Source organism: Mesoterricola silvestris, assembly GCF_030295405.1.
Taxonomy (GTDB): Bacteria; Acidobacteriota; Holophagae; order Holophagales; family Holophagaceae; genus Mesoterricola; species Mesoterricola silvestris.
In genome coordinates, this window is sequence record NZ_AP027080.1 from 617,155 (window position 1) to 637,521 (window position 20,367).

17 protein-coding genes are annotated in these 20,367 nt (G+C 68.6%); 10 read left to right on the forward strand and 7 right to left on the reverse strand.

The genetic code is table 11. The features are described from left to right. Window positions 1–108 precede the first annotated feature (108 nt). Both R2J76_RS02690 and R2J76_RS02695 read left to right on the forward strand, forming a co-directional pair. Window positions 109–1,095 (forward strand): SPFH domain-containing protein, encoded by a 987-nt coding sequence (locus R2J76_RS02690; RefSeq protein WP_316414238.1) that lies wholly within the window; start codon window positions 109–111, stop codon window positions 1,093–1,095. Beyond that, the gene (locus R2J76_RS02695) at window positions 1,095–2,000 is read left to right on the forward strand and encodes an SPFH domain-containing protein (RefSeq protein ID WP_316414239.1); all 906 of its coding nucleotides are present in this window, start codon (window positions 1,095–1,097) and stop codon (window positions 1,998–2,000) included. Before R2J76_RS02690 ends, R2J76_RS02695 begins: the two co-directional genes overlap by 1 nt. A gap of 212 nt (window positions 2,001–2,212) precedes the next feature. Here the strand turns inward: R2J76_RS02695 and R2J76_RS02700 are convergent, their stop codons facing one another. Genes R2J76_RS02700 through R2J76_RS02710 form a run of 3 tightly spaced genes read right to left on the reverse strand, consistent with a single transcriptional unit; the run spans window position 2,213 to window position 5,408 of the window. After that, window positions 2,213–3,871, reverse strand: coding sequence for an O-linked N-acetylglucosamine transferase, SPINDLY family protein (locus R2J76_RS02700; RefSeq protein WP_316414240.1), 1,659 nt, complete (start codon window positions 3,869–3,871; stop codon window positions 2,213–2,215). A 6-nt stretch (window positions 3,872–3,877) separates the two neighbouring features. Next, a complete protein-coding gene (locus R2J76_RS02705) occupies window positions 3,878–5,005 on the reverse strand; it encodes a hypothetical protein (RefSeq protein ID WP_316414241.1) in 1,128 nt (375 codons plus the stop codon). A gap of 19 nt (window positions 5,006–5,024) precedes the next feature. Continuing rightward, window positions 5,025–5,408 carry a hypothetical protein gene (locus tag R2J76_RS02710; protein WP_316414242.1) on the reverse strand — a complete coding sequence of 128 codons (384 nt, stop codon included), beginning with the start codon at window positions 5,406–5,408 and terminating at the stop codon, window positions 5,025–5,027. Between the two features lie 87 nt (window positions 5,409–5,495). Here R2J76_RS02710 and meaB point away from each other — a divergent pair, with 87 nt between their 5' ends. Together meaB and R2J76_RS02720 are read left to right on the forward strand one after the other, a co-directional pair. After that, window positions 5,496–6,431: a methylmalonyl Co-A mutase-associated GTPase MeaB gene (gene meaB, locus R2J76_RS02715; protein WP_316414243.1), complete on the forward strand. Its 936-nt coding sequence runs from the start codon at window positions 5,496–5,498 to the stop codon at window positions 6,429–6,431. Between the two features lie 30 nt (window positions 6,432–6,461). Continuing rightward, window positions 6,462–7,631 (forward strand): response regulator, encoded by a 1,170-nt coding sequence (locus tag R2J76_RS02720; protein ID WP_316414244.1) that lies wholly within the window; start codon window positions 6,462–6,464, stop codon window positions 7,629–7,631. Here R2J76_RS02720 and R2J76_RS02725 read toward each other — a convergent pair. Then, the gene (locus R2J76_RS02725) at window positions 7,619–8,935 is read right to left on the reverse strand and encodes a dicarboxylate/amino acid:cation symporter (protein WP_394366817.1); all 1,317 of its coding nucleotides are present in this window, start codon (window positions 8,933–8,935) and stop codon (window positions 7,619–7,621) included. The genes R2J76_RS02720 and R2J76_RS02725 overlap by 13 nt on opposite strands. A gap of 79 nt (window positions 8,936–9,014) precedes the next feature. Further along, window positions 9,015–9,905 carry a DMT family transporter gene (locus R2J76_RS02730; protein WP_316414246.1) on the reverse strand — a complete coding sequence of 297 codons (891 nt, stop codon included), beginning with the start codon at window positions 9,903–9,905 and terminating at the stop codon, window positions 9,015–9,017. A gap of 123 nt (window positions 9,906–10,028) precedes the next feature. Between R2J76_RS02730 and R2J76_RS02735 the strand changes: the two genes are divergently transcribed. The 3 genes from R2J76_RS02735 (at window position 10,029) to R2J76_RS02745 (ending at window position 13,737) form a co-directional block, all read left to right on the forward strand. Continuing rightward, window positions 10,029–11,351 carry a cytochrome ubiquinol oxidase subunit I gene (locus R2J76_RS02735; protein WP_316414247.1) on the forward strand — a complete coding sequence of 441 codons (1,323 nt, stop codon included), beginning with the start codon at window positions 10,029–10,031 and terminating at the stop codon, window positions 11,349–11,351. Window positions 11,352–11,361: 10 nt separating this feature from the next. Beyond that, window positions 11,362–12,408, forward strand: coding sequence for a cytochrome d ubiquinol oxidase subunit II (gene cydB / locus R2J76_RS02740; RefSeq protein WP_316414248.1), 1,047 nt, complete (start codon window positions 11,362–11,364; stop codon window positions 12,406–12,408). A 96-nt stretch (window positions 12,409–12,504) separates the two neighbouring features. Continuing rightward, the gene (locus R2J76_RS02745; RefSeq protein WP_316414249.1) at window positions 12,505–13,737 is read left to right on the forward strand and encodes a porin; all 1,233 of its coding nucleotides are present in this window, start codon (window positions 12,505–12,507) and stop codon (window positions 13,735–13,737) included. Window positions 13,738–14,059: 322 nt separating this feature from the next. Here R2J76_RS02745 and R2J76_RS02750 read toward each other — a convergent pair whose 3' ends face one another. Further along, window positions 14,060–15,235 (reverse strand): winged helix-turn-helix domain-containing protein, encoded by a 1,176-nt coding sequence (locus R2J76_RS02750; RefSeq protein ID WP_316414250.1) that lies wholly within the window; start codon window positions 15,233–15,235, stop codon window positions 14,060–14,062. 58 nt (window positions 15,236–15,293) lie between these two features. Between R2J76_RS02750 and rsmI the strand changes: the two genes are divergently transcribed. From rsmI to R2J76_RS02765, 3 genes are all read left to right on the forward strand, one after another. Continuing rightward, the gene (gene rsmI / locus R2J76_RS02755) at window positions 15,294–16,148 is read left to right on the forward strand and encodes a 16S rRNA (cytidine(1402)-2'-O)-methyltransferase (protein WP_316414251.1); all 855 of its coding nucleotides are present in this window, start codon (window positions 15,294–15,296) and stop codon (window positions 16,146–16,148) included. A 211-nt stretch (window positions 16,149–16,359) separates the two neighbouring features. Next, window positions 16,360–17,640, forward strand: coding sequence for a hypothetical protein (locus R2J76_RS02760; RefSeq protein ID WP_316414252.1), 1,281 nt, complete (start codon window positions 16,360–16,362; stop codon window positions 17,638–17,640). Between the two features lie 258 nt (window positions 17,641–17,898). Continuing rightward, on the forward strand, window positions 17,899–18,756 hold the full coding sequence (locus R2J76_RS02765) for an AraC family transcriptional regulator (protein ID WP_316414253.1): 858 nt from the start codon (window positions 17,899–17,901) through the stop codon (window positions 18,754–18,756). Here the strand turns inward: R2J76_RS02765 and R2J76_RS02770 are convergent. After that, a complete protein-coding gene (locus R2J76_RS02770; RefSeq protein WP_316414254.1) occupies window positions 18,743–20,332 on the reverse strand; it encodes an amidase in 1,590 nt (529 codons plus the stop codon). The genes R2J76_RS02765 and R2J76_RS02770 overlap by 14 nt on opposite strands. Window positions 20,333–20,367: the final 35 nt, after the last annotated feature.

The following is a 20,367-nucleotide window of genomic DNA, read 5'->3' on the forward strand; positions in this document are numbered from 1 at the left end:
ATAGCAAGGCGGCGTCCAAGGCCAAAGAAGGTGGGGAGCGCTGGAAATTCACAGGGGTTTGACGGGGGGGGCGGTCATACTTGGCGCATCACTTCCTGGAGCGCTGTCATGGTCGATCTGTCCGTCGGGATTCCCCTGGGCTGCACGCTGGGGGTCATCGCGTGGTTCCTGGTGCGGTATCTGGCGGCGGGGATCTATACGGTGGACCAGAACCAGCGGGCGGTTAAGACCTCCTTCGGGAGGGCGGAGCGGGTGGGGACGGCCACCACGGCGGAGGATCCCATTTCGGCGATGCTGACGCCGGAGGAGAGGGAGCGGTACGCGGTGCCGCAGGTGCGGGTGATCCCGCCGGGGGGGCCCTATTTCAAGTGGCCCTGGGAGCGGGTCTACAAGGTGTCGGTGGCCACGGAGACGGTGAGCATGGCGTGGGATCCGGGGACGCCCTCGGCCAACAACGGGGGGACGGTGCTGGAGGCGGTGACCAAGGACCAGCTCAATACGGGGCTCACGGGGCAGATCCGGTTCCGCATCAGCGAACGCAACCTCTACGCCTTCCTCTTCGGCGTCAAGAACCCCATCGCCCACGTCATGGGCTACTTCGTGTCGGTGCTGCGGGAGCGCATCGCGAACTTCGAGGCGCCGGCGGACGCGGACGGGGTCCCGGCGGTGCAGACGGGGATCTCCATCAATGATCTGCGCAAGAACCTGAGGGACCTCAACGAGCACATGGACAGGGAATGCGCCTCGGCCCAGGCGCGGTACGGCATGCTGCTGGAGGCCTCGCTCATCACGGCCATCGATCCGCCCCCGGATGTGGAATCGGCCCTGGCGGCCATCAACACGGCCCACAACCAGGTGTCCTCGGACATCAGCCTGGCCCAGGCCTCGGCGGACCAGAAGATCGTCCAGTCCCGGCGCGCGGTGGAGATCGAGACCCTCAAGGCCCAGGCGGAGGTGGAGCCCCTGCGGCTCCTGGCCTCGCAGATCGCGGAGCTCAAGGCCCGCGGCGGGGAGGGGGCGCTGGAGGCCTACGTGCGCAACGTGCGCCTGGGGCTCTACGGCGAAGCCGGCCGCATCGTGCTGGAGGTGAAGTGATGGAAACCCTCATCGTCGCCTTCATCACCTTCGTCGCGTGCTTCCTGGTGGTGCCCCTGGTGCTGGGGGTGCTGCGGGCCATCGGATTCTACGCCATCGTCCAGGAGCGCCGCTGCCAGGTGTACGTGCTCTTCGGGAAGGTGGTGGGCGTGCTGGACGAGCCGGGGCTGCACTTCCTCTGGTTCCGCCTGGGCTGGCGCGCGCCCCTGGTGCGGTTCCTGGGGCGCTGCTACGAGATCGACCGCCGCCTGGACCAGGAGTACCTGCGCAGCGCCCCCGTGAACTCCGAGGAGGGCGCGCCCATGGGCATCGGGATCTGGTACGAGATGTTCATCAGCGATCCGGTGGCCTACCTGTTCAAGAACACGGATCCCCGGGGCTCCCTGGCGGCCAACGTGAGCAACTCCACCGTGCGCTGCCTGAGCAACATGCCCCTGGGGGACATGCTCAGCAGCCGCCACTCCATGAGCCAGACCGTGCGGAACGAAGTGTCGCCGCTGTCCCACGACTGGGGCTACAAGCTGGGCTCCATCTACATCCGCAAGGTCCACTTCCGGGACGCGGACATGATCCGCCAGATCGAGAGCAAGGTGGTGAACCGGCTCCGGCAGGTGACCTCCAGCATCAAGCAGGACGGCACGAACCAGGTGAACATCATCACCAGCACCGCGGAGCGCCAGGCCGCGGTGGAGTTCGCCAAGGCCGGGGCCGTGCGGCCCGAGATCGTGGGCGCCGCGCTGGAGGAGATCTCGAGGGATCCGGCGGTGTCCGAGGCCCTCTTCGACGTGCTGGAGACCCAGAAAATGCTGGCGGGGAAGGGGGCAATAACCCTGATCCCGGCCCGGGGCGCATTGCTGCCCGACCTTCTGGCCGCGGCCCCGGAGGGACCGCGGCCGCGCCCCTGAGGAGGGATCCCAAGTCCCCCACCCATCCCGACATTCACTACCGAAGCCAACAAAAAGCTATCCCATAATTCGACAGCCCGGCTCCCCAGCCGGGGACGGCCTGAGTTCAAGGCCTGATCCCCTTCATCCCTTTCATCCATCTTTATCCCTGTTCCGCAGGGCCAGCGCAGGGATGGGTCGGCGCATGCGGATCCGCTGCGCGCCGCCCCACTTCATCCCTGGCCCTGCGGGAACGGGGATGGAAATGGATGAACAGGATGCAGGGGATGAAATCCCGCCATTCTCCGGTACGCGTCCTCCAGGTCCCGGGTGAAGCCCTCGGCGTCCATGAGCGGCGAGGCCTCCATGCGCGCCCTCAGCCCGGCCCGGAGCGCCCCCAGGCGCGGCAGGTCCCCGGCGTGGGACGCGGCGATCTCCACGAAGGCGTCGTCGTCCCACGCGGCCAGTCCGGGCAGGCCCAGGTTCTGCAGCTGGCTCCAGCCGGCGCGGCCCACGACGGTGGCGCCCACGCGGGTCACCACGGGCACGCCCATCCAGAAGGCGTCGAGGCTGGTGGTGTGGCCGTTGTAGGGGAAGGTGTCCAGGCAGAGGTCGATGCTCCGGTACTGCTCCAGGTAGTCCCGCCGGGACAGGAAGGGGGTGAAGTCGATGCGGGACGGGTCGGCGAAGGCGTCCAGGATCAGCTGGCGGTGGCTGCCGGGGTGAGCCATGAGGCGCAGGCGGGAGCCGGGGACGGCCTGGAGGACGCGTTCCCACAGGGCCAGGACGGCGGGGTTCACCTTGCAGGGATTGTTGAGGCATCCGAAGGTCACGTGGCCCGCGGCCAGGGCGGGGAGGGGGCCCGGATCGGGTTCCCCGGCCAGGGGGTGGTAGCACCAGAAGGTGTGGGGAAGGCGGACGGAGCGCTCCGCGTAGGCGTCCTCGGTGACCCCGGGGGGGTCCAGGAAGGGGTCCGTGATCCGGTAGTCCATGGCCGACAGGCCCGTGGTGCCGGGGTAGGCGAGCCAGGCCACCTGGACGGGGGCGGGCCGGCGGGCGAAGAGCAGGGGGCGGCCCCCGGCCATGTGCATGGTGAGGTCCACGAGGACATCGATGCCGTCCTCGCGGATGATCCGGGCCAGGTCCCCGTCCGGGAGCCCCGCGCAGTCCCGCCACACGTCGCAGGAGGCCCGGAGCCGCTCCGTGACGGCGTCGGGGCGTTGCACGCTCGAGTAGGCGTGGATGGCGAAGGCGGCGCGGTCGTGGTGCGCGAAGAGGGGCAGGGTGAAGAAGGCCTGGCAGTGGTACCGGAAATCCGGCGAGACGTACCCGATGCGCAGCCTGGGGCCGGGCCGGGGGGTGGGGGGCTCCCCCCCCAGGTCCCGGGCGTGGACGCGGTCGAAGTTCCGGGCCTCCTGGAGGATGTCCCCGGCGGAGGCCTCCGGGTCGAAGGCGCGCAGGTAGGCCAGGTTCCCCATGGGCACGGGGTCGGCCGGATCCAGGGCCTGGGCCTCCCGGTGGCAGGCCAGGGCCGCGTCGATGCGGCCCAGGTCCTTGAGGAGGTTGCCCAGGGCCGTGTAGGCCAGGGGGTTTCCCGGCTGCGCCCGGAGAGCCTTTTGGAGGAGGTCGGAAGCCCGGCCGGTATCCCCCAGGGCCCTCGCGGCGACGCTGGCGTTGATCCAGGCCTCGGGGCAGTCCGCGTCCAGGTAGGCCGCGAGGGCGCCGGTAAGGTCGCCCAGGGCCATCAGGGCGTTGCCCAGGTTGTTGGAGGCTTCGGGAAAGGGCGAAGCGGCCAGGGCCCTGCGGTAGGCCCGGACCGCTCCGGCGAGGTCACCGCGCGAGAGCGCCTCGTCCCCGAGGGAGCAGCTGGCGAGCGCCTCGGGGTCGGGCATGGGGCCTCACTTGCTGGTGAGCGTCACGCTCCGGAGGTTGAAACCGCCGCGCTGGAGGTCCAGCACCTTCCCGGCGAGGTTCACCAGGAGCATGGTCTCCAGCTCGTCGCCGCCCTTCTTGGTGGCGCCCACGGGGGGGATGGTGCCGGCGAGCTTGCGCTCCCCGGTCCAGGTCATGTTCACGTCGAAGCGCATGGTGCCCACGGGGAAGCCCATCTGGCCCGCGAGGTGGTCGATGCGGCCCTGGGCGTTGTACGAGACGGTGAGGGTGGCCGGGCCTTCCATGCCGCGGCTCTGGTTCTCGATGGTCACGCTGGTGGGGCGGGTGCCGGTGTAGTGGAAGGTCATGCGGGTGGTGATGCCCTGGGCGGAGTTGCTGTAGTTCATCTTCGTGGGCAGCTTGGTGGCCTTGTCGAAGACCACGTCCAGCTTGCCCCGCTTCCAGAATCCCAGGCTCTCGGCCATGCTCTGCTCGCGCTTCTTGGGATCGTAGGCGGAGGTGGGCGACTGGAAGGAGAGCATCTGCCCGCCGGCGCCGTCCTCGCGGCCCAGGGAGGCCTTGAAGAGGGTGCCCTTGACGTAGACCTCGCGCACGTCGTTCACGCACTGGCTGAACCACCCCAGGAAGGACACGGGGGCGTCCGCCGGGGGCGGATCCACCTTGGTGGTGTAGGCGTTCATCTCCTTGCTGTACAGGAAGCCCTTCAGGCCGGACCGGTAGTAGAGCAGGGTCCCGAAGTCGCCCTTGAGCTCGGTGCGGAAATCGGCGTTGGCGAAATAGGTGCCCTTCAGGGTCATGTTGACGGTGCCGCCCTTGGTGAGGCCGCCCTTGACGGCGCCCTGGCCGAGCTGGTCGACCTTCGCGTTGGCGGCGGCGGCGGTGAAGGCGATGGACAGGGACCCGTCCAGGTCCACGGCCCGCACGTCCTGGTAGGGCTTCCCGAACCACCCGGCGTTGACGGCGTCCAGGACCTGGTCCAGGTTCTGGCGCGCGAAGGTGGCCTCGATGCTTTCCTTGGCGGCGCCCTTGGGGGCGGGGGCCTTGGCGGCCTTGGGCTTGGCCTGGCCGTGGGCCAAGGCGGCTCCGCCGAGCACGATGAGGGTGGCCGTAAGGGCAGGAATACCGAATTTCATGCACAACTCCGGATGAGGGCTATCGCCGTTCAGTGTGAGGCTTCTGGGCCTGAAGTTCCCGCTTCCGCCTGGAAAAGCAGGACGCGCAGAAGGCCGCGGCGGGATCGGTGGGGACGAAATCCACGTATTCCTGGGTTCCGCATTCCACGCAGGTGATCTGGGTGAGGATCTGGGCTTCGTTCTTGCGCGCGGGCTTGCGCGCCGGGAGCGTCTTCTTGTAGCAGTGGGGGCAATTGAAGAACTTCTCGTCCGGCGACAGCCGGAAGGTGCGCCCGCAGGTGGCGCAGACCTTCTCGCGGGTGGTGACGGCGGGCTTGGCCTCGCGCTTCTGGATCTTCACGACGCCGGGGGAGGCCGGCTCGGCGGGGGGGGGATTGGGCTGGGCGGGGAGTCGTGGGGTCATCTTCTGCTCTTCGGGTGACGGGCTTCCGTTGAAATCATAACATCTCTATGGGCTCCCCCCCGGGGCGGGCGATGGCATCCTGGAGCCATGGAAAACGCTTCCCGGCTCCTGCGACCCCTCCTGGACGGCAACCCCAGGGCCCTGGCCCGGGCCATTTCCTGGATGGAGAACGGCCACGCCGAGGCCAGGAGCCTCATGGCCAGCGTCTGGCCCCACCTGGGGCGGGCCATGGTCATCGGGCTCACCGGGGCCCCGGGAAGCGGGAAATCGACCCTCACGGACCAGCTGGCCCGGGCCCTGCGGGCCGAGGGCAAGCGGGTGGGGATCCTCGCGGTGGACCCCACCTCCCCCTTCAGCGGGGGGGCCATCCTGGGGGACCGCATCCGCATGGGGCGCATCGCGGCCGACCCGGGCGTCTTCATCCGCTCCATGGCCACCCGGGGGGCCCTGGGGGGCCTGGCCCGGGCCACCCAGGACGCCATCGACCTGCTGGACGCCGCGGGGTGGGACGTGGTGATCGTGGAGACGGTGGGCGTGGGCCAGGACGAGGTGGACGTGGTGAGCTGCGTGGAGACCTGCTGCGTGGTCCTGGTGCCGGGCATGGGCGACGAGATCCAGGCCATCAAGGCCGGCATCATGGAGGTGGCGGACATCTTCATCGTCAACAAGGCGGACCGGGACGGGGTGGAAAAGGTGGAGATGGAGATCCAGGCCATGAAGTCCCTGGGCTCCGTGAAGGCCTGGGACCCCCCGGCCCTGCGCACCGTGGCCTCCCAGGGGGAGGGCATCGCGGAGCTGCTGGGGAAGACCCGGGAGCACGGGGCCTGGTTGAAGGCCCACGGCGGCTTCCAGGCCAAGGCCCGGGAGCGGGCCCGCATCCGCTTCGACGCCCTGCTGGCGGAAGAAGCGTCCCGAAGGGCCCGGGCCCGGGCGGGATCCCCCCGGGTGGAAGCGGTCATCCAGGCGATCGCCGACCGGTCCATGGACCCCTATGCGGCGGTGGATCAAGTACTTGGTTATTGAGTTTTCCCACGCCCACCACATAATCACCGCATGCCAGCGGAATTCTTCCAACTCGACGACAGAGCGGCCATCCGGATGGTCTTCCAGCGGCTGTGCCGCTCCGGTGGCGATATCACGATGAAGGTGGAGGGCCGGGACTGGACCTTCCCCATCTTCGAGGAGGTGGAGGGGCGGATCCTGGTGGGCATCACCGGGGCCGAGCGCGCCAAGTGGAACATGAACGTCGGGGACCACTACCGCATGGCCGTCCTGGACCGGGGCCGCAAGTTCCAGGGCACGGTGGAGGTGGCCGGCTTCGGGCAGCTGGAGGGCTCGGACTGCGTCCACCTGGAGCAGCCCCGCAGCCTCAAGGGCCGGGACTACCGCGGGCTTTCGGACTACCTCCCGGAGAAGGACGTCGCCGCGGTGTTCACGAGCCCCACCAATGACTTCTGCGACGCCCGCGTGCGGGCCCTGGGGCAGGACGGCCTGCTGCTGCCCCTCTACGGCAGCGGGGCGGTGAAGGAGGGCCAGCTCAAGGTGGACACCCCCACCACCCTGGAGCTGGCCGTGGACCCGGACACCAAGTTCATCCTCAAGGCCGTGTGCGACACCATCGAGGAAGGGGTCGTGGGCATCCGCTTCACGGAAAAGCACGACGCGCCCGCGCTCCGGACCTACCGGAACTGGCTGGAGGAGGCCATGGCCGCCCAGGCCCGCAAGGACCGGGAGCTCTTCCAGTCCCGGGGCCTCCGGGCCGACCGGTCCAAGGCGGGGGTCCAGAGGTCGGGCCCCACCCTCCAGGTGCTTTCGGACCGGGATCCCCTGGTGCTGGTCATCAGCGAACCCCCCTTCTCGGTGCGCATGGCCGAGGCCGTGGGCCGGAAGTTCGGGGTGGCCGGGCTGGATTTCGCCCGGGGCGAGGTGCGGCCCCTGGTCAAGCCCCTGGGGGTGGAGGACGGCGCCTGGGGGCGGGTGAAGCTGGTGGTGGTCCACCAGCGGCTGCGCGCCATGAGCGGCATGGAGCTGGCCGCCAAGCTCATCAAGGACGAGCGCTGCCCGGTGCCGGTCCTGGTGGCCGGTCCCGAGGAGGACGCCGCCCTCAAGCGGAACCGGGCCCTGGGCTTCGGGGCCGTGGACTTCCTGCCGGTGGATCCCTTCCGCATCCTGGCGGTGATCCAGGCCCTGGACCAGACCCTCAAGAGCTTCTACCCCTCGTAGTTCACCCCGGGCTGCGCCGGGACGCGGGAGAGCTGGTACTCCTCCTCCTCCACGACCCGGGGGTTGTCCAGGAAGTAGTTGGCCCGGTCCAGGTCCAGCTCGCCCTCCCACTTGGACACGGCCACGGAGGCCACGCCGTTGCCGATGAGGTTGGTGATGGCCCGGGCCTCGCTCATGAAGCGGTCGATGCCCAGCAGCAGGGCCAGGCCCGCCACGGGGATGTTGCCCACCACGGAGAGGGTGGCCGCCAGGGTGATGAAGCCCCCGCCCGTGACGGCCGCGGCGCCCTTGGAGGTGAGCAGCAGGATGGCCAGGATGTAGAGCTGCTGGGTGAGGGTGACGTGGGTGTTGGTGGCCTGGGCGATGAAGAGCGCCGCCAGGGTGAGGTAGATGGAGGTGCCGTCCAGGTTGAAGGAGTAGCCCATGGGGATGACCATGCCCACCACGGACTTGGAGCAGCCCAGGCGCTCCATCTTCTCCATCATGAGGGGCAGCGCGCTCTCCGAGGAGGAGGTGCCCAGCACGATGAGGATCTCCTCGCGGATGTAGCGCAGGAACTTGAAGATGTTCAGGCCCGAGTAGCGCATGACCGAGCCCAGCACGAGGATGACGAACAGGAGGCTGGTGGCGTAGAAGCACGCGATGAGCTTGCCCAGGCTCACCAGGGAGTGGAGGCCGTACTTGCCCACGGTGAAGGCCATGGCGCCGAAGGCCCCGATGGGGGCCAGGCGCATGACCATGGCCACGAGGCGGAAAAAGACCTTGTTGAGGCCGTCCAGGAACTTCATGACGGGGATGCCGTCGTCCTTGACGAAGGCCAGGGCGCTGCCGAAGAGCATGGCGAAGAGCAGTATCTGGAGGATGTCTCCCTTGGCGAAGGCGTCGGCCACGTCCTTGGGGATGATGTTCATGATGAAGTCCACGGTGGAGAGGTGCGGGCCGTGGGTGTAGGCCGAGATGGCCTTGGCGTCCAGGGTGGCCGGGTTGATGTTCATGCCGGCCCCGGGCCTGACGAAGTTGGCGATCATGAGCCCGATGGCCAGGGCGATGGTGGTGAGCACCTCGAAGTACAGGAGGCCCTTGCCGCCCACGCGGCCCACCTTCTTCATGTCGCCCATCTTGGCGATGCCCAGCACCACCGTGAGGAAGATGATGGGCGCGATGAGCATCTTCACCAGCTTGATGAAGCCCTCCCCCAGGGGACGCATGGAAGCCGCGAACTCCGGACGGAAATATCCCAGCCAGGCCCCGACGAGCACAGCGATGATGACCTGGAGATAGAGGCTATGCCTGAGCTTTTGCAGTAACTTCAAGGTATTCTCCTGAGAAAGGGATTCCCGATTAAGGTATCGGAAATCCTCCGGGATTCAGGAGTTGATTTTCTTAAATCCAGAAGAGCGCGGCCGCTCCTGCGATCGATAGCACGGTGCCAGCCCACGCCCTGGGCGAGATCCGCTCCTTGAAGACGCCCATGGAAATGGGGAGGAGCAGGACGGGGGACAGGGACATGAGCGTCGCGGCCACGCCCATGGATGTGTGGGTTATCGCATACAGGGACAGCACGACGCCGATGACCGGCCCCGTGATGGCCCCCGCGAAGATGTAGGACGTGGCTTTCACGTCCTTCATGCGCCGGGCGTGGTCCAGGAACTGGCCCCGGAAAAGGAACCAGACACTTATGGCCACGGTGCCCGCCACCACCCGCACCAGGTTGGCCGACACCGGATGGAAGCCGCCCCGCATGCCCATTTCCGAAAGGATGAGGCCCACGGACTGGCCCAGGGCGCCACCGACGCCCAGGAGGACGCCCAGGGCGGCGTGCTTCGGCCGCTCGCTTTCCCCGTGGCCCTCCCCCACCACCCAGGCGATGCCGGCCAGGGTGGCCAGGATGGCCGCGACCTTGGGGAGCCCCAGGGACTGGGCCAGGAAGATCCGGGCCAGGATGGCGCTGAAGACGGGCGAAAGAGTCATGAGGAGCATGGCCACCCGGGCCCCCAGGAGCAGGAAGGCCTCGAAGAGCAGGGCGTCCCCCACGGCGAACCCGATGAGGCCGGAGATGGCCAGGGGCACCAGGCGGTGGGCGCCGGCGTTGAAGGGGAAGGCCGTGCCGAAGGCCGCCAGGTGGAACAGGACCAGCATGGCCAGGGCCATGAAGAGCCGGGACGCGTTCACCGCCTGGGATCCCACCCGGCGGCCCGCCACGGTGAAGCACACCGAATTGAAGGCCCAGCAAAGGGACGTCGCCAGGGCTGCCAATTCGCCTGCGTAGGCCATGCGGACTCCGGAACAGGCGCACAGGCGCCTGGCCTCATAATACGATGTTAGCGCCCAGCTTGTCGAAACCAAGCAACCCGGTCTACTATTTCCAGGTCGCAACATTGGGCGTGGGGTATTGACATGGATGGTCTTCTCTTCTGGCACCGGTTCCAGTTCGGGTTCACGGCGACCTTCCACTACCTGTTTCCCCAGCTGACCATGGGGCTGGCGCTCCTGATCCTGGTCTTCAAGGGGCTGGCCCTGTACCGGGGGGAGGAGCGGTTCAACGAGGCCGCCCGGTTCTGGATCCGCATCTTCGGCCTGACCTTCGGGGTGGGCGTGGTGACGGGGATCCCGCTGGAATTCCAGTTCGGAACCAACTGGGCGCGGTTTTCCCGGGACGCCGGCGGCGTCATCGGCCAGACCCTGGCCATGGAGGGCATGTTCGCCTTCTTCCTGGAGAGCACCTTCCTGGGCCTCCTGGTGTGGGGCGAGAAGAAACTGGGCCCGCGGCTCCACGCGGCGGCCGCCCTGGCCCTGTTCCTGGGGAGCTGGCTCTCGGGCTACTTCATCGTGGCCACCAACGCCTTCATGCAGCACCCGGTGGGCCACCGGGTGCTGGCGGACGGGACCCTGGGGCTGGAGCACTTCGGGGCCTTCCTCTTCAATCCCTGGGCCCTGGTGCAGTACGCCCACACCATGACCGGCGCGGTGGTGACCGGCGCCTTCGTGGTGGCGGCGGTGGGGGCCTTCTGGACCCTGCAGGGGATCCACGGGGCCCAGGCGCGGCTCTACCTCAAGGCCGGGGTGCTGGCGGGCTTCATCGGGGCCTGCGCGGCGGCCTTTCCCACCGGGGACCTCCAGGGCAAGCAGGTGGCGCGCCACCAGCCCGTCGCCCTGGCGGCCATGGAGGGGCGCTGGCAGAGCGGGCGCTACGCGGAAGTGAACCTCATCGGCCAGCCGGACGTGGCCCGGCAGCGCCTGGACAATCCGGTGCGCCTCCCTGGCGTCCTGAGCTTCATCGCCTACGGCTCCTTCTCCAGCGACGTGAAGGGCCTGGATGACTTCCCCCGGGACACCTGGCCGACGGAGCTGGAGCTGCTCTACTACGGCTTCCACATCATGGTGGGCCTGGGCACGCTCTTCATCGGACTCATGGGCCTTGCGGCGCTCCTCCTGTGGAAGGGGCGCCTGGAGCGCGCGCGGCCGCTGCTGTGGTGCCTCATGCTGGCCTTCCCCTTCCCCTTCATCGCCAATTCCGCCGGGTGGATGGTGGCCGAACTGGGGCGCCAGCCCTGGCTGGTGTTCGGGCTCCTGAGGACGGCCTCGGGCACCTCGGCGCTGGTGCACCCGGGCCAGACGGTGTTCACGACCCTGGGCTTCGCCGGGCTCTACCTGGTGCTGGGCCTGCTCTACCTCTTCCTGGTGGCCCGGGAAGTGGCCAACGGCCCCGAAGCCCACTGAGGAGACGGTCATGGAAATGCTCTGGTTCTGGATGGTTTCGGTGGTGGTGGCGCTCTACGCCGTCATGGACGGCTTCGATTTCGGCGCGGGGGCCCTGCATCTCTTCGTGGCGCGCGACGACCGGGAGCGCCGGGAGGTGCTGGCGGCCATCGGTCCCCTTTGGGACGGCAACGAGGTCTGGCTCCTGGCCGGCGGGGGCCTGCTCTTCCTGGGCTTCCCCAGGGTCCTGGCGGCGGGCTTCTCGGGGTTCTACCTGGCCATGTTCATGGTGATCTGGACCCTGATCATCCGGGGCATCTCCATCGAGTTCCGCTCCCACGTGGCGGACCGGCTCTGGCGGGCCTTCTGGGACGGGGCCTTCGCCCTGGCCAGCGCCCTCATGCCGGTGCTCCTGGGCGCGGCCCTGGGCAACGTGGTGCGGGGGGTGCCCCTGGACGGCTCGGGCTTCTTCAACATCCCCCTCTTCACCCACTGGGGGGTGGGGAACCCGGTGGGGATCCTGGACTGGTACACGCTCCTCACGGGCCTCCTGGTGCTGGCCACCCTCACGGCCCACGGGGCGCTCTTCCTGGCCTGGAAGACCTCGGGCGCCGTGCACCGCCGGTGCATGGCCGCGGCGCGGCCCCTGTGGGCGGTCGTGGCGGTGCTGGCCCTGGCCGCCACCTTCGCCACCGCGCGGGTGAACCCCGACGTCTACGCGCGGCTGCCCCACGCGCCCCTGGCCTGGGCCGGCATGGCGCTGTTCCTGGCGGGCCTGGGGACGGTGGCCGCGGGGCTCGCGAAGGGGCGCCCGCTGGCGGCCTTCCTGGGTTCGGGCGCCTTCATCGTGGGCCTCCTGGCGGCCACCGCCGCCTGCGTGTGGCCCGTGATGCTCCGGAGCACCCTCGACCCCGCCTTCAGCCTGGACGCCCACAACGCCAACGCCGGGGCCTACGGCCTCCGCACGGGGCTGAGGTGGTGGGTGCTGGCCTTCCCCATCGTCATCGCCTACTTCGCCATGCTCTTCCGCATCCACCGGGGCAAGGTGGAGGCCGCCGCGGACGGGGAAGGCTACTGACGGGTTCCGCGTGACCCGAGAATGACCAGGGATTTCACGGAGCCTTAACGCGCGCCTGGGAACCTTCTCCTGCCGACCTACGGTAATGGAGAAGACATGATGAAGCGCATGGCGCCCCTGGCCCTCGCCCTGGCCACGATCCCCGCAGCCGCCCAGGCCCCCACGGTGGGGGGACTGGTGCAGGTGTGGTACACGCAGATGATGGACAGCAACCTCCGGCTCAACGGCGTGGGCAACTACTACAACCTCCGCAGCGAGTTCAAGGAGAACGGCTTCAACCTCCGGCGCACCGAGCTGAGCCTCAAGGGGCCCATCCTCCCCGGCGTGGAGTACCAGGTGATGATCGATCCCTCCATCAACACCACCTCCGCCAACGCCGCCAACAGCAACGGCTCCTACAACCCCACGGTCCTCCAGGACGTCTTCATCACCTACACCTTCATGGGCGCGCAGGTGAAGGTGGGCCAGTTCAAGACCCTCCAGACCTACGAGGGCAACGTCAGTTCCTCGGAGCTGCTGTTCGCGGAGCGCAGCCAGCTGGGCCGGGTCTTCGGGGACAAGCGGGACCGGGGCCTGGTGGTGGCCATGCCCTTCGGCGACCCCAAGGAATTCGGTGGCCGGGTCTCCCTGGGCGCCTTCAACGGCATGTCGGACCTGGCTTCGGGCAAGGCCGGCGATTCCAACGCCGCCAAGGACTTCGTCCTGCGCCTGGACTTCAACGTCGGTTCCGCCCACACCTTCGGCGCCTACACCCTGCAGGGGAGCACGGACCAGACCGACAAGGGCGCCCTCCTGGCCAAGACCTTCGCCGGCGCCAACGCCCCCACCGCCGCCCAGGTGCTCGACAACAAGGACAAGACCACCAACCTGGGCGCCTTCTACGTCTACAAGGCGGGCCCCCTGCACCTGTCCGCCGAGTACCTCACGGGCCTCCTGGGCCGCCGCGGCCCCTCCGTGGGCGCCCAGGCCGGCGCCGCGGGCCGCGAGCACCTGGACCAGAAGTTCACCGGCTACTACCTCACCGGCGCCTACAGCTTCGGCCCGCACACCGTCCTGGCCCGCTACGACCTGCTCAACTACAACAGCGGCGACCAGTGGTACGCCGCCGCCAGCCCCTACATCAACGCCGGCGTGGACCTCAGCCCCAAGTTCACCGAGACCACCCTGGGATACACCTACGCCTTCAGCCCCGCCAAGGTGAAGGCCGCGAACCTGAAACTGAACTACATCCTCCGCAGCAAGAACTTCCTCAAGCCCCTCGCCTCCGCGGGGCAGACCTCGGAGCAGGGCGGGGACACGGTGGTGCTGGCGTTCCAGGTGGCGTTCTAGTTCAAGGTTCCGACCCATCCCAAGCGTCGCTCCAGAAGCCACAAGATAGCCAGGCCATGAAAACCACGGTGCGGCTCATCTGCCGGGAACAGGCTGAGTTCGACGGCTGATCCCCTTCATCCTGTTCATCCGATTTCATCCCTGTTCCAGCAGGGCCAGAGCCGGGATGGGTCGGCGAATGCGGGTCAACTGCGCGCCGACCCACCTCAACACTGACCCTGCGGGAACGGGGATGAAATCGGATGAAGGGGATGATCATTCCCCGAAGAGCCGCCAAATTGGACTTCCGCTTTTTTTATACGGGGTGGGTCGGAAGGTTGGGCTAGATGGCGCCCGGCCCGGTCCATTGCACGTCCCGGGCGCCGATGCGGGCGGCGAGGGTCTCGGCGGCTCGGGATACGGCGGCTTTGCGGGCCCGGGTGGCGCGGATGCCCTTTTCGAACCAGAGCCCCTTGATCTCCAGGACGCCCTTGTCCCGGTGGAACTTGGGATCCAGCCGGCCCACCAGGGCCTCGCCCTCCAGGATGGGCAGGACGTAGTAGCCGTACTGCCGCTTCGCCTCGGGGACGAAGGCCTCGAAACGGAAATCGAAATCGAAGAGGCGCAGGGCCCGGGCCCGGTCCCGGAGGATGGGGTCGAAGGGGCAGAGGAGGACGGTGCGGTCGGAGGGCTCGGCGAGGCGGGCCTTCCAGTCCTCCACGGCGAAGGCCGGGCGGCCGTCCTCGGTCTCCACGGGGCGGACGCGGCCGGCCTTGGCGGCGGCGGCGCACCACCGGGCGGCTTCGGCGGGTTCCAGGGCGTCGTAGTAGGCGGCCAGCTCCCGGGGGGTGGCCACCCCCAGGCGCTCCAGGGCGGTGGAGCAGGCCCACTCGCGATGCTTGGCCAGGGTGGTGGCGGGCAGGGCGTGGGCGGCGGGGAAGACCCGCTCGGGGAGGTCGTAGACCTTGTGGAAGTTCACCCGCCGGGCCACGGCCAGTTCGCCGGCGTGCCACAGGAATTCCAGGGCGGCCTTCTGGGGCTTCCAGCCCCACCAGGCGCTGGCGCCCTTGTCCTGCTTGTGCTCGAAATCGGCGCTGCGCAGGGGGCCCTCGGCGCGGATGCGCTCCAGCACCAGGTCCAGGAGCTCATCCACCCTGTCCCCCACCCGCTCCCGCCACCAGGCGTTCTGGAGGATCCGCGCGCGGCTGCGGGGGAAGCGCACCTTCCAGTGGGGGTACCAGGCCAGGGGGATGGCCGAGGCGTCGTGGGTCCAGTGCTCGAAGAGGCGGCGTTCGCCCAGGAAGAGGGCGTCGAAATCCGCGGGGGCGTAGCCTTCCAGGCGGCTGCCCAGGATGAGGTGGTGGGCCCGCTCCACCACGTTGATGGAATCCATCTGCACGTAGCCCAGCTGCCGGATCAGGGTGTCCAGGTCCGCCGGGGGCGGGCCCAGGAGGCCCTGGGCCGCCAGGAGGAGGCGCCGGGCCTGGGCTTGGGTGACGGGTTCGGGTTTCCGGGGCATGGGCGCGTCCAGGCGGTGGGAGAAGGTCAAGTCTGCCAGAATATCCCCGGAGGCCCCCTTGGCTGGACATCTCATCCTCGTGCCCACCCCCCTCGGCAACCTGGGGGACCTGACGGAAAGGGGACGGGAAGCCCTTTCCCAATGCGACCTGGTGGCCTGCGAGGACACCCGGCGCACCGGGGGGCTCCTGGCCCACCTGGGGATCGAGAAGCCCCTGGCGCGCTTCGACGACCACGCCCCCCTGGAAGCCCGGGAGCGGGTGGCCCTGGCCCTGGCCGGGGGGCGCACCGTGGCCTACTGCTCCGACGCGGGCATGCCCGGCGTGAACGACCCGGGCTTCGAACTGGCGCGGCTGGCCCGGGAGGCCGGGGCCCGGGTGACGGTGCTGCCGGGCCCTTCGGCGGTGACCCTGGCCGTGGTGGCCTCGGGCCTGCCCAGCCACGCCTTCAGCTTCTGGGGCTACCTCCCCTCCCGCAGCGAGCCCCGCAGGGCGGCCCTGCGCCGGCTGGCGGCCAAGGAGGAGACGGTGGTGGTCTTCGAAACGCCCCATCGCATCCATGAAACATTGCTAGAACTGGAAGAGGTGGTTCCCGACCGGGAGATCGCCCTGGGCCGGGAACTTACCAAGCTCCATGAAACCTGGTACCGGGGCACCCCCGCCCAGGTGCAGGCGGCCCTGGGTTCGGAGGGCCGGGGCGAGATGGTGCTGGTCATGGCGGGCGCCGATGCCAAGCGCACCGTTTCCGAAGATTTGGAAGCCGGCGAAGACCTGGACGGCCTCCCGGAGTGGGCCCAGCGGTACCTGGAGGCCGCCCGGGAAGGGGGCATGACCCTGCGGGAGGCGGTCAAACCCCTCGCCCGGCACCTCGGCCTCCCCGCGAGCGATGTGTACCGCATGGCAATTGAACGGTAAGCTCGACTTAAGTGGTCAACCATTCTGAAAAAGATGGGTGAAAATGCGCGATTCTTGATCTTTTGGTCAAGATTTGTGGTTTCCTTTCTTCCTAGATGCTCAACCCCGATCACCGAAGGCCCGGTTTCCAGTCCAGGCACGGAGCCCTGGGTTCGGGCCGTTCCGCAGTCCAACGGGTTCTTTCACCCCAACCCCTCACAGGAGCCAAGCCATGAGGATTTCCCGCACCTTCGGCATCGCCGCCGTTCTCGCCGCCGCCGGATTCGCCGCCCAGGCCCAGGACGTCAAGGTCAACATCCTGACCGAGTTCTGGTACACCCAGATGATGGACACCAACCTGCGCAACAACGGGGCGCAGAACGTGGTGGCCAACTACTACGCCCTCGATTCCCGGTTCACCGAGAACACCTTCAACATCAAGCGCGCCGAGATCTACTGCAACTACAAGATCAACGACGAGTGGGCCGGCTACATCATGTTCGACCCCAGCCTGACCAACACCTCCTCCGCCGCCAACTCCGCCACCACCAACTCCGGCGTCGCGCTGCAGGACTGGGTCATCACCTGGACCCCCAAGGGCACCGGCTTCACCGCCAAGCTCGGCCAGATGAAGATGCCGACCACGTACGAATCCACCCTGATGTCGGCCCGGGACATCTACTTCTTCGACCGGGCCCAGATCAGCCGCCTCCTGGGCGAGCGCCGCGACCGCGGCGTCATCGCCACCTACAGCTACGGCAGGGCCGATGCCTTCAAGGGCAACGTCACCGCCGCCATCTCCAACGGCACCACCGACGACGGCACCGCGGGCAAGACCGCCGTGGACCAGAACGCCCAGAAGGACTACACCTTCCGTTTCGACGGCAGCTTCACCCCCGCCCACAAGTTCGGCATCTGGTACCGCACCGGCCAGACCAACCTGAAGTCCTCCACCACGGTGGCCGCCACCTTGCCCGCCAACTGGACCGCCGCCGGCGTCACCAGCGCCCAGCTCCTGGACAACCGGGACAAGACCACCGCCACCGGCCTGTTCTACTCCTTCAACAACCAGAACTGGCACGTGCTGGGCGAGGCCGCCACGGGCCTCGTGGGCCGCCGCTTCCCGACCCTCTTCGCCGCCGCCGCCGCCCCCAGCCGCGAGCACCTGGACCAGAAGTTCCAGGCCTACGCCGTCACCGCCGTCTACAAGATGGGCGCCCACCAGGTCGGCGCCCGCTACGACATGTTCAACTACAACTCCGGCGACGACTACTACGGCGCGGTCAACCCCTACAAGCCCACCACCGGCCTCAACGCCGGCGGCGACTTCTCGCCCAAGTACACCGAGACCACCCTCGGCTACAACTACGTGTTCAATCCCTCCAAGAACACCTACGGCAAGCTGAAGATCGACTACATCCTCCGCAGCAAGAACTTCCTCCGCTCCATCGCCGGCCAGTCCGGCGCCCAGGGCGGCGACACCCTCATGTGCTCCATTCAGGTCGGTTACTAGGCCTTTCGGAGATCTGAAGGGCCCGGACACCCCCCCCGAACCCGGGGGTGTCCGGGCCTTTCGGGTCCCCCGCGCCGGAAAATCCCGGTTTTTCTGCAATCGGACAAAAGCATGTTGTGGTTGTTAAAAAGCATCGCGGATATGCTTTCAAAAGATTGAATTCCGAAGCCTACAACCCGGGGGTTGGCCCGAAGGGCCCAGCGCTCCCAGCGGGTCCGTCCATCCACCCTTCCTCTTCATGTGTTGAAGAAAAAGCCCATGACCGGTCCTGACACCAAGAACGTCCAAACCCACACCAGCGGCCCGCTGCGCCTGGTGATCCTCAAGCGGGATCCCATTCCGGCCAAGGCCATGCCCTCCAACGAATCGTGGACCCTCATGCTGCCCACCAGCCCCATCCGGGTCTGCACGGGCGAGGACATCGAGGAGGGGGTGATCCCCCGGGGCAGCCTCGCGCTCCTGATGCCGGGCTTCGGCCACACGTTCAAGCGCCATCACCCGGATTCCCCCTTCGGCTTCACGGCCCTGCAGATGGACGGCCCCTTCCCGGAGCCCCTGGTCTCCATCCTCCAGCACCCGCCCCGCAAGTGGCAGGAGCAGAGCTTCGCGGTGCTCCGCAGCCAGAGCCTCAAGCAGCTCTTCGGCATCTTCAGCCAGGAGATCTCCAACCCCGACGGCCTCCAGCTCATGACCCGGGAGCTCTTCCTCATCCTGCTGGGCGCCGAGCTGAACCGCCTGTGCGAGAAGGAGGACCGCGCCCGGTTCCCCTACCGCCTCAGCCGCTCCACCCTCCAGCTGGTGCTGGACCACATGGAGGCCCACCTGGGCGCCCCCAACAGCGTCCCCGAAATGGCGAAGCTGGCCCGCTGCACGCCGGACCACTTCATCCGCCTCTTCCGGGAAGCCACCAGCACCACGCCCCACCAGTACCTCATCGAGCGCCGCCTCCAGCGGGCCGTGCAGCTCCTCTCCGACGGCGAGCGTCCCCTCGACGTGGCGGAATCCCTGGGCTTCTACGACGCATCCGCCTTCACCCGCGCCTTCAAGCGGCGCTTCGGGGTGCCGCCCAGCAAGTACGCCCAGGAAGCCTACGACAGGCAGTTCAAGAAGAACTGAGGTCCAGCGTCGGCAGGTATTTTGGCGCCCGGCGGGCCTTCGTGGCCTGCTCGAAGGCGTAGCCCAGCTTGAGCAGCACCGGTTCGCTCCAGGCCCGGCCGAAGAACGACAGGCCCACCGGCAGGCCCATCACGAACCCGGCGGGGACCGTGAGGTGGGGGTACCCGGCCACGGCGGCGGGGGTGGCGCAGCTGGTGCCGTAGTTGTCGCCGTTGACCAGGTCGGTGACCCAGGCGGGGGTGCCGGTGGGGGCGATGATGGCGTCCAGGCGGTGCGTGTCCATGGGGCCGTCGATGCCCGCGCGGGAGAGGGTGCGGCAGGTTTCCAGGGCCTTGAGGTAGGCGGAATCCGTGAGGGGGCCCTTGGCCTGGGCCTCGTACAGGAGCTCCTGGCCGAACAGGGGCATCTCCTTGGCCTTCATGCGCTCATTGAAGGCGATGAGGGAGGCCATGTCCACCACGGGGCCCGTGACGCCCCGGCCCTGCAGGTAGGCCCGGAGGCCGGCCTTGAACTCGTAGAGCATGGCCTCCAGTTCGGGCTTCTCGTAATCGGCGGTGGGCACGTCCACGGGGTCCACCAGCACGGCGCCGGCGGCGGTGAGGGTCTTGAGGGTGGTCTCCATGAGTTCCAGAACGCCGCGGTTGCCGGAGAAGAAATTGCGCGCGACGCCCAGGCGCGCGCCCTTGAGGCCGCCGGCATCCAGGAACACGGTGTAGTCGGGGTAGGCCTTGCAGCCCGCGGTGGCGGGGTCCCGGGGGTCGGGGCCGGCCATGGCGCCCAGGAGGATGGCGGCGTCGCGCACCTTGCGGGTCATGGGACCGGCGGTGTCCTGGGTGTGGGAGAGGGGGATGATGCCGGCGCGGCTCAGGAGCCCCACGGTGGGCTTGAGCCCCACGATGCCGCAGGAGGTGGCGGGGCTGACGATGGAACCGTCGGTCTCGGTGCCCACGGCCGCCGCGCAAAGGCACGCGGCCACGGCGGCGCCGGATCCGGAGGAGGAACCGGAGCAGTTGCGGTCCAGGGCGTAGGGGTTCCGGGTGAGGCCGCCCCGGCCGCTCCAGCCGCTGATGGAGTGGCTGGAGCGCAGATTGGCCCATTCGCTGAGGTTCGTCTTGCCCAGGATCAGGGCGCCGGCGGCCCGAAGGCGCGCGACGATGGGGGCGTCCACGGGGGCCTTGGCCCCCTCCAGGGCCAGGGAGCCCGCGGTGGTCTGCATGCGGTCGCCGGTGTCGATGTTGTCCTTGAGCAGCACCGGGATGCCGTGGAGCGGGCCCCGGGGGCCCTTCTCCCTGCGCTCCCGGTCCAGGGCCCGGGCGATGTCCAGGGCCTCGGGGTTGACCTCCAGCACGGCGTGGAGGCTGGCGCGGTCCAGGGTGCGGATGCGGGCCAGGTAGTGCCTGGCCAGGCCTTCGGAGGTCCAGCGCCCGGTGCGCATGCCTTCGGCCATCTGGTCCAGGGTGGCTTCGTCCAGGGCCACGCCCCCGGGCGCGGAACGCCGGGGGGGGGCGGCGAGGGCGGCGCCCGTGGCCAGGGCGAGGCCCAGGAATCGGCGGCGATCGAAGGTGAACCGGGTCATGGGGGCTCCGCTTTTGGGAGCAGTCTACACCGGGT

Excerpts from the sequence above, each read along its gene's own strand:
- R2J76_RS02690 (WP_316414238.1), top strand. The coding sequence starts at position 109 with ATGGTCGATCTGTCCGTCGGGATTCCCCTGGGCTGCACGCTGGGGGTC.
- R2J76_RS02695 (WP_316414239.1), top strand. The coding sequence starts at position 1,095 with ATGGAAACCCTCATCGTCGCCTTCATCACCTTCGTCGCGTGCTTCCTG.
- R2J76_RS02700 (WP_316414240.1), bottom strand. The coding sequence starts at position 3,871 with ATGCCCGACCCCGAGGCGCTCGCCAGCTGCTCCCTCGGGGACGAGGCG.
- R2J76_RS02705 (WP_316414241.1), bottom strand. The coding sequence starts at position 5,005 with ATGAAATTCGGTATTCCTGCCCTTACGGCCACCCTCATCGTGCTCGGC.
- R2J76_RS02710 (WP_316414242.1), bottom strand. The coding sequence starts at position 5,408 with ATGACCCCACGACTCCCCGCCCAGCCCAATCCCCCCCCCGCCGAGCCG.
- meaB (WP_316414243.1), top strand. The coding sequence starts at position 5,496 with ATGGAAAACGCTTCCCGGCTCCTGCGACCCCTCCTGGACGGCAACCCC.
- R2J76_RS02720 (WP_316414244.1), top strand. The coding sequence starts at position 6,462 with ATGCCAGCGGAATTCTTCCAACTCGACGACAGAGCGGCCATCCGGATG.
- R2J76_RS02730 (WP_316414246.1), bottom strand. The coding sequence starts at position 9,905 with ATGGCCTACGCAGGCGAATTGGCAGCCCTGGCGACGTCCCTTTGCTGG.
- R2J76_RS02735 (WP_316414247.1), top strand. The coding sequence starts at position 10,029 with ATGGATGGTCTTCTCTTCTGGCACCGGTTCCAGTTCGGGTTCACGGCG.
- cydB (WP_316414248.1), top strand. The coding sequence starts at position 11,362 with ATGGAAATGCTCTGGTTCTGGATGGTTTCGGTGGTGGTGGCGCTCTAC.
- R2J76_RS02745 (WP_316414249.1), top strand. The coding sequence starts at position 12,505 with ATGATGAAGCGCATGGCGCCCCTGGCCCTCGCCCTGGCCACGATCCCC.
- R2J76_RS02750 (WP_316414250.1), bottom strand. The coding sequence starts at position 15,235 with ATGCCCCGGAAACCCGAACCCGTCACCCAAGCCCAGGCCCGGCGCCTC.
- R2J76_RS02760 (WP_316414252.1), top strand. The coding sequence starts at position 16,360 with ATGAGGATTTCCCGCACCTTCGGCATCGCCGCCGTTCTCGCCGCCGCC.
- R2J76_RS02765 (WP_316414253.1), top strand. The coding sequence starts at position 17,899 with ATGACCGGTCCTGACACCAAGAACGTCCAAACCCACACCAGCGGCCCG.
- R2J76_RS02770 (WP_316414254.1), bottom strand. The coding sequence starts at position 20,332 with ATGACCCGGTTCACCTTCGATCGCCGCCGATTCCTGGGCCTCGCCCTG.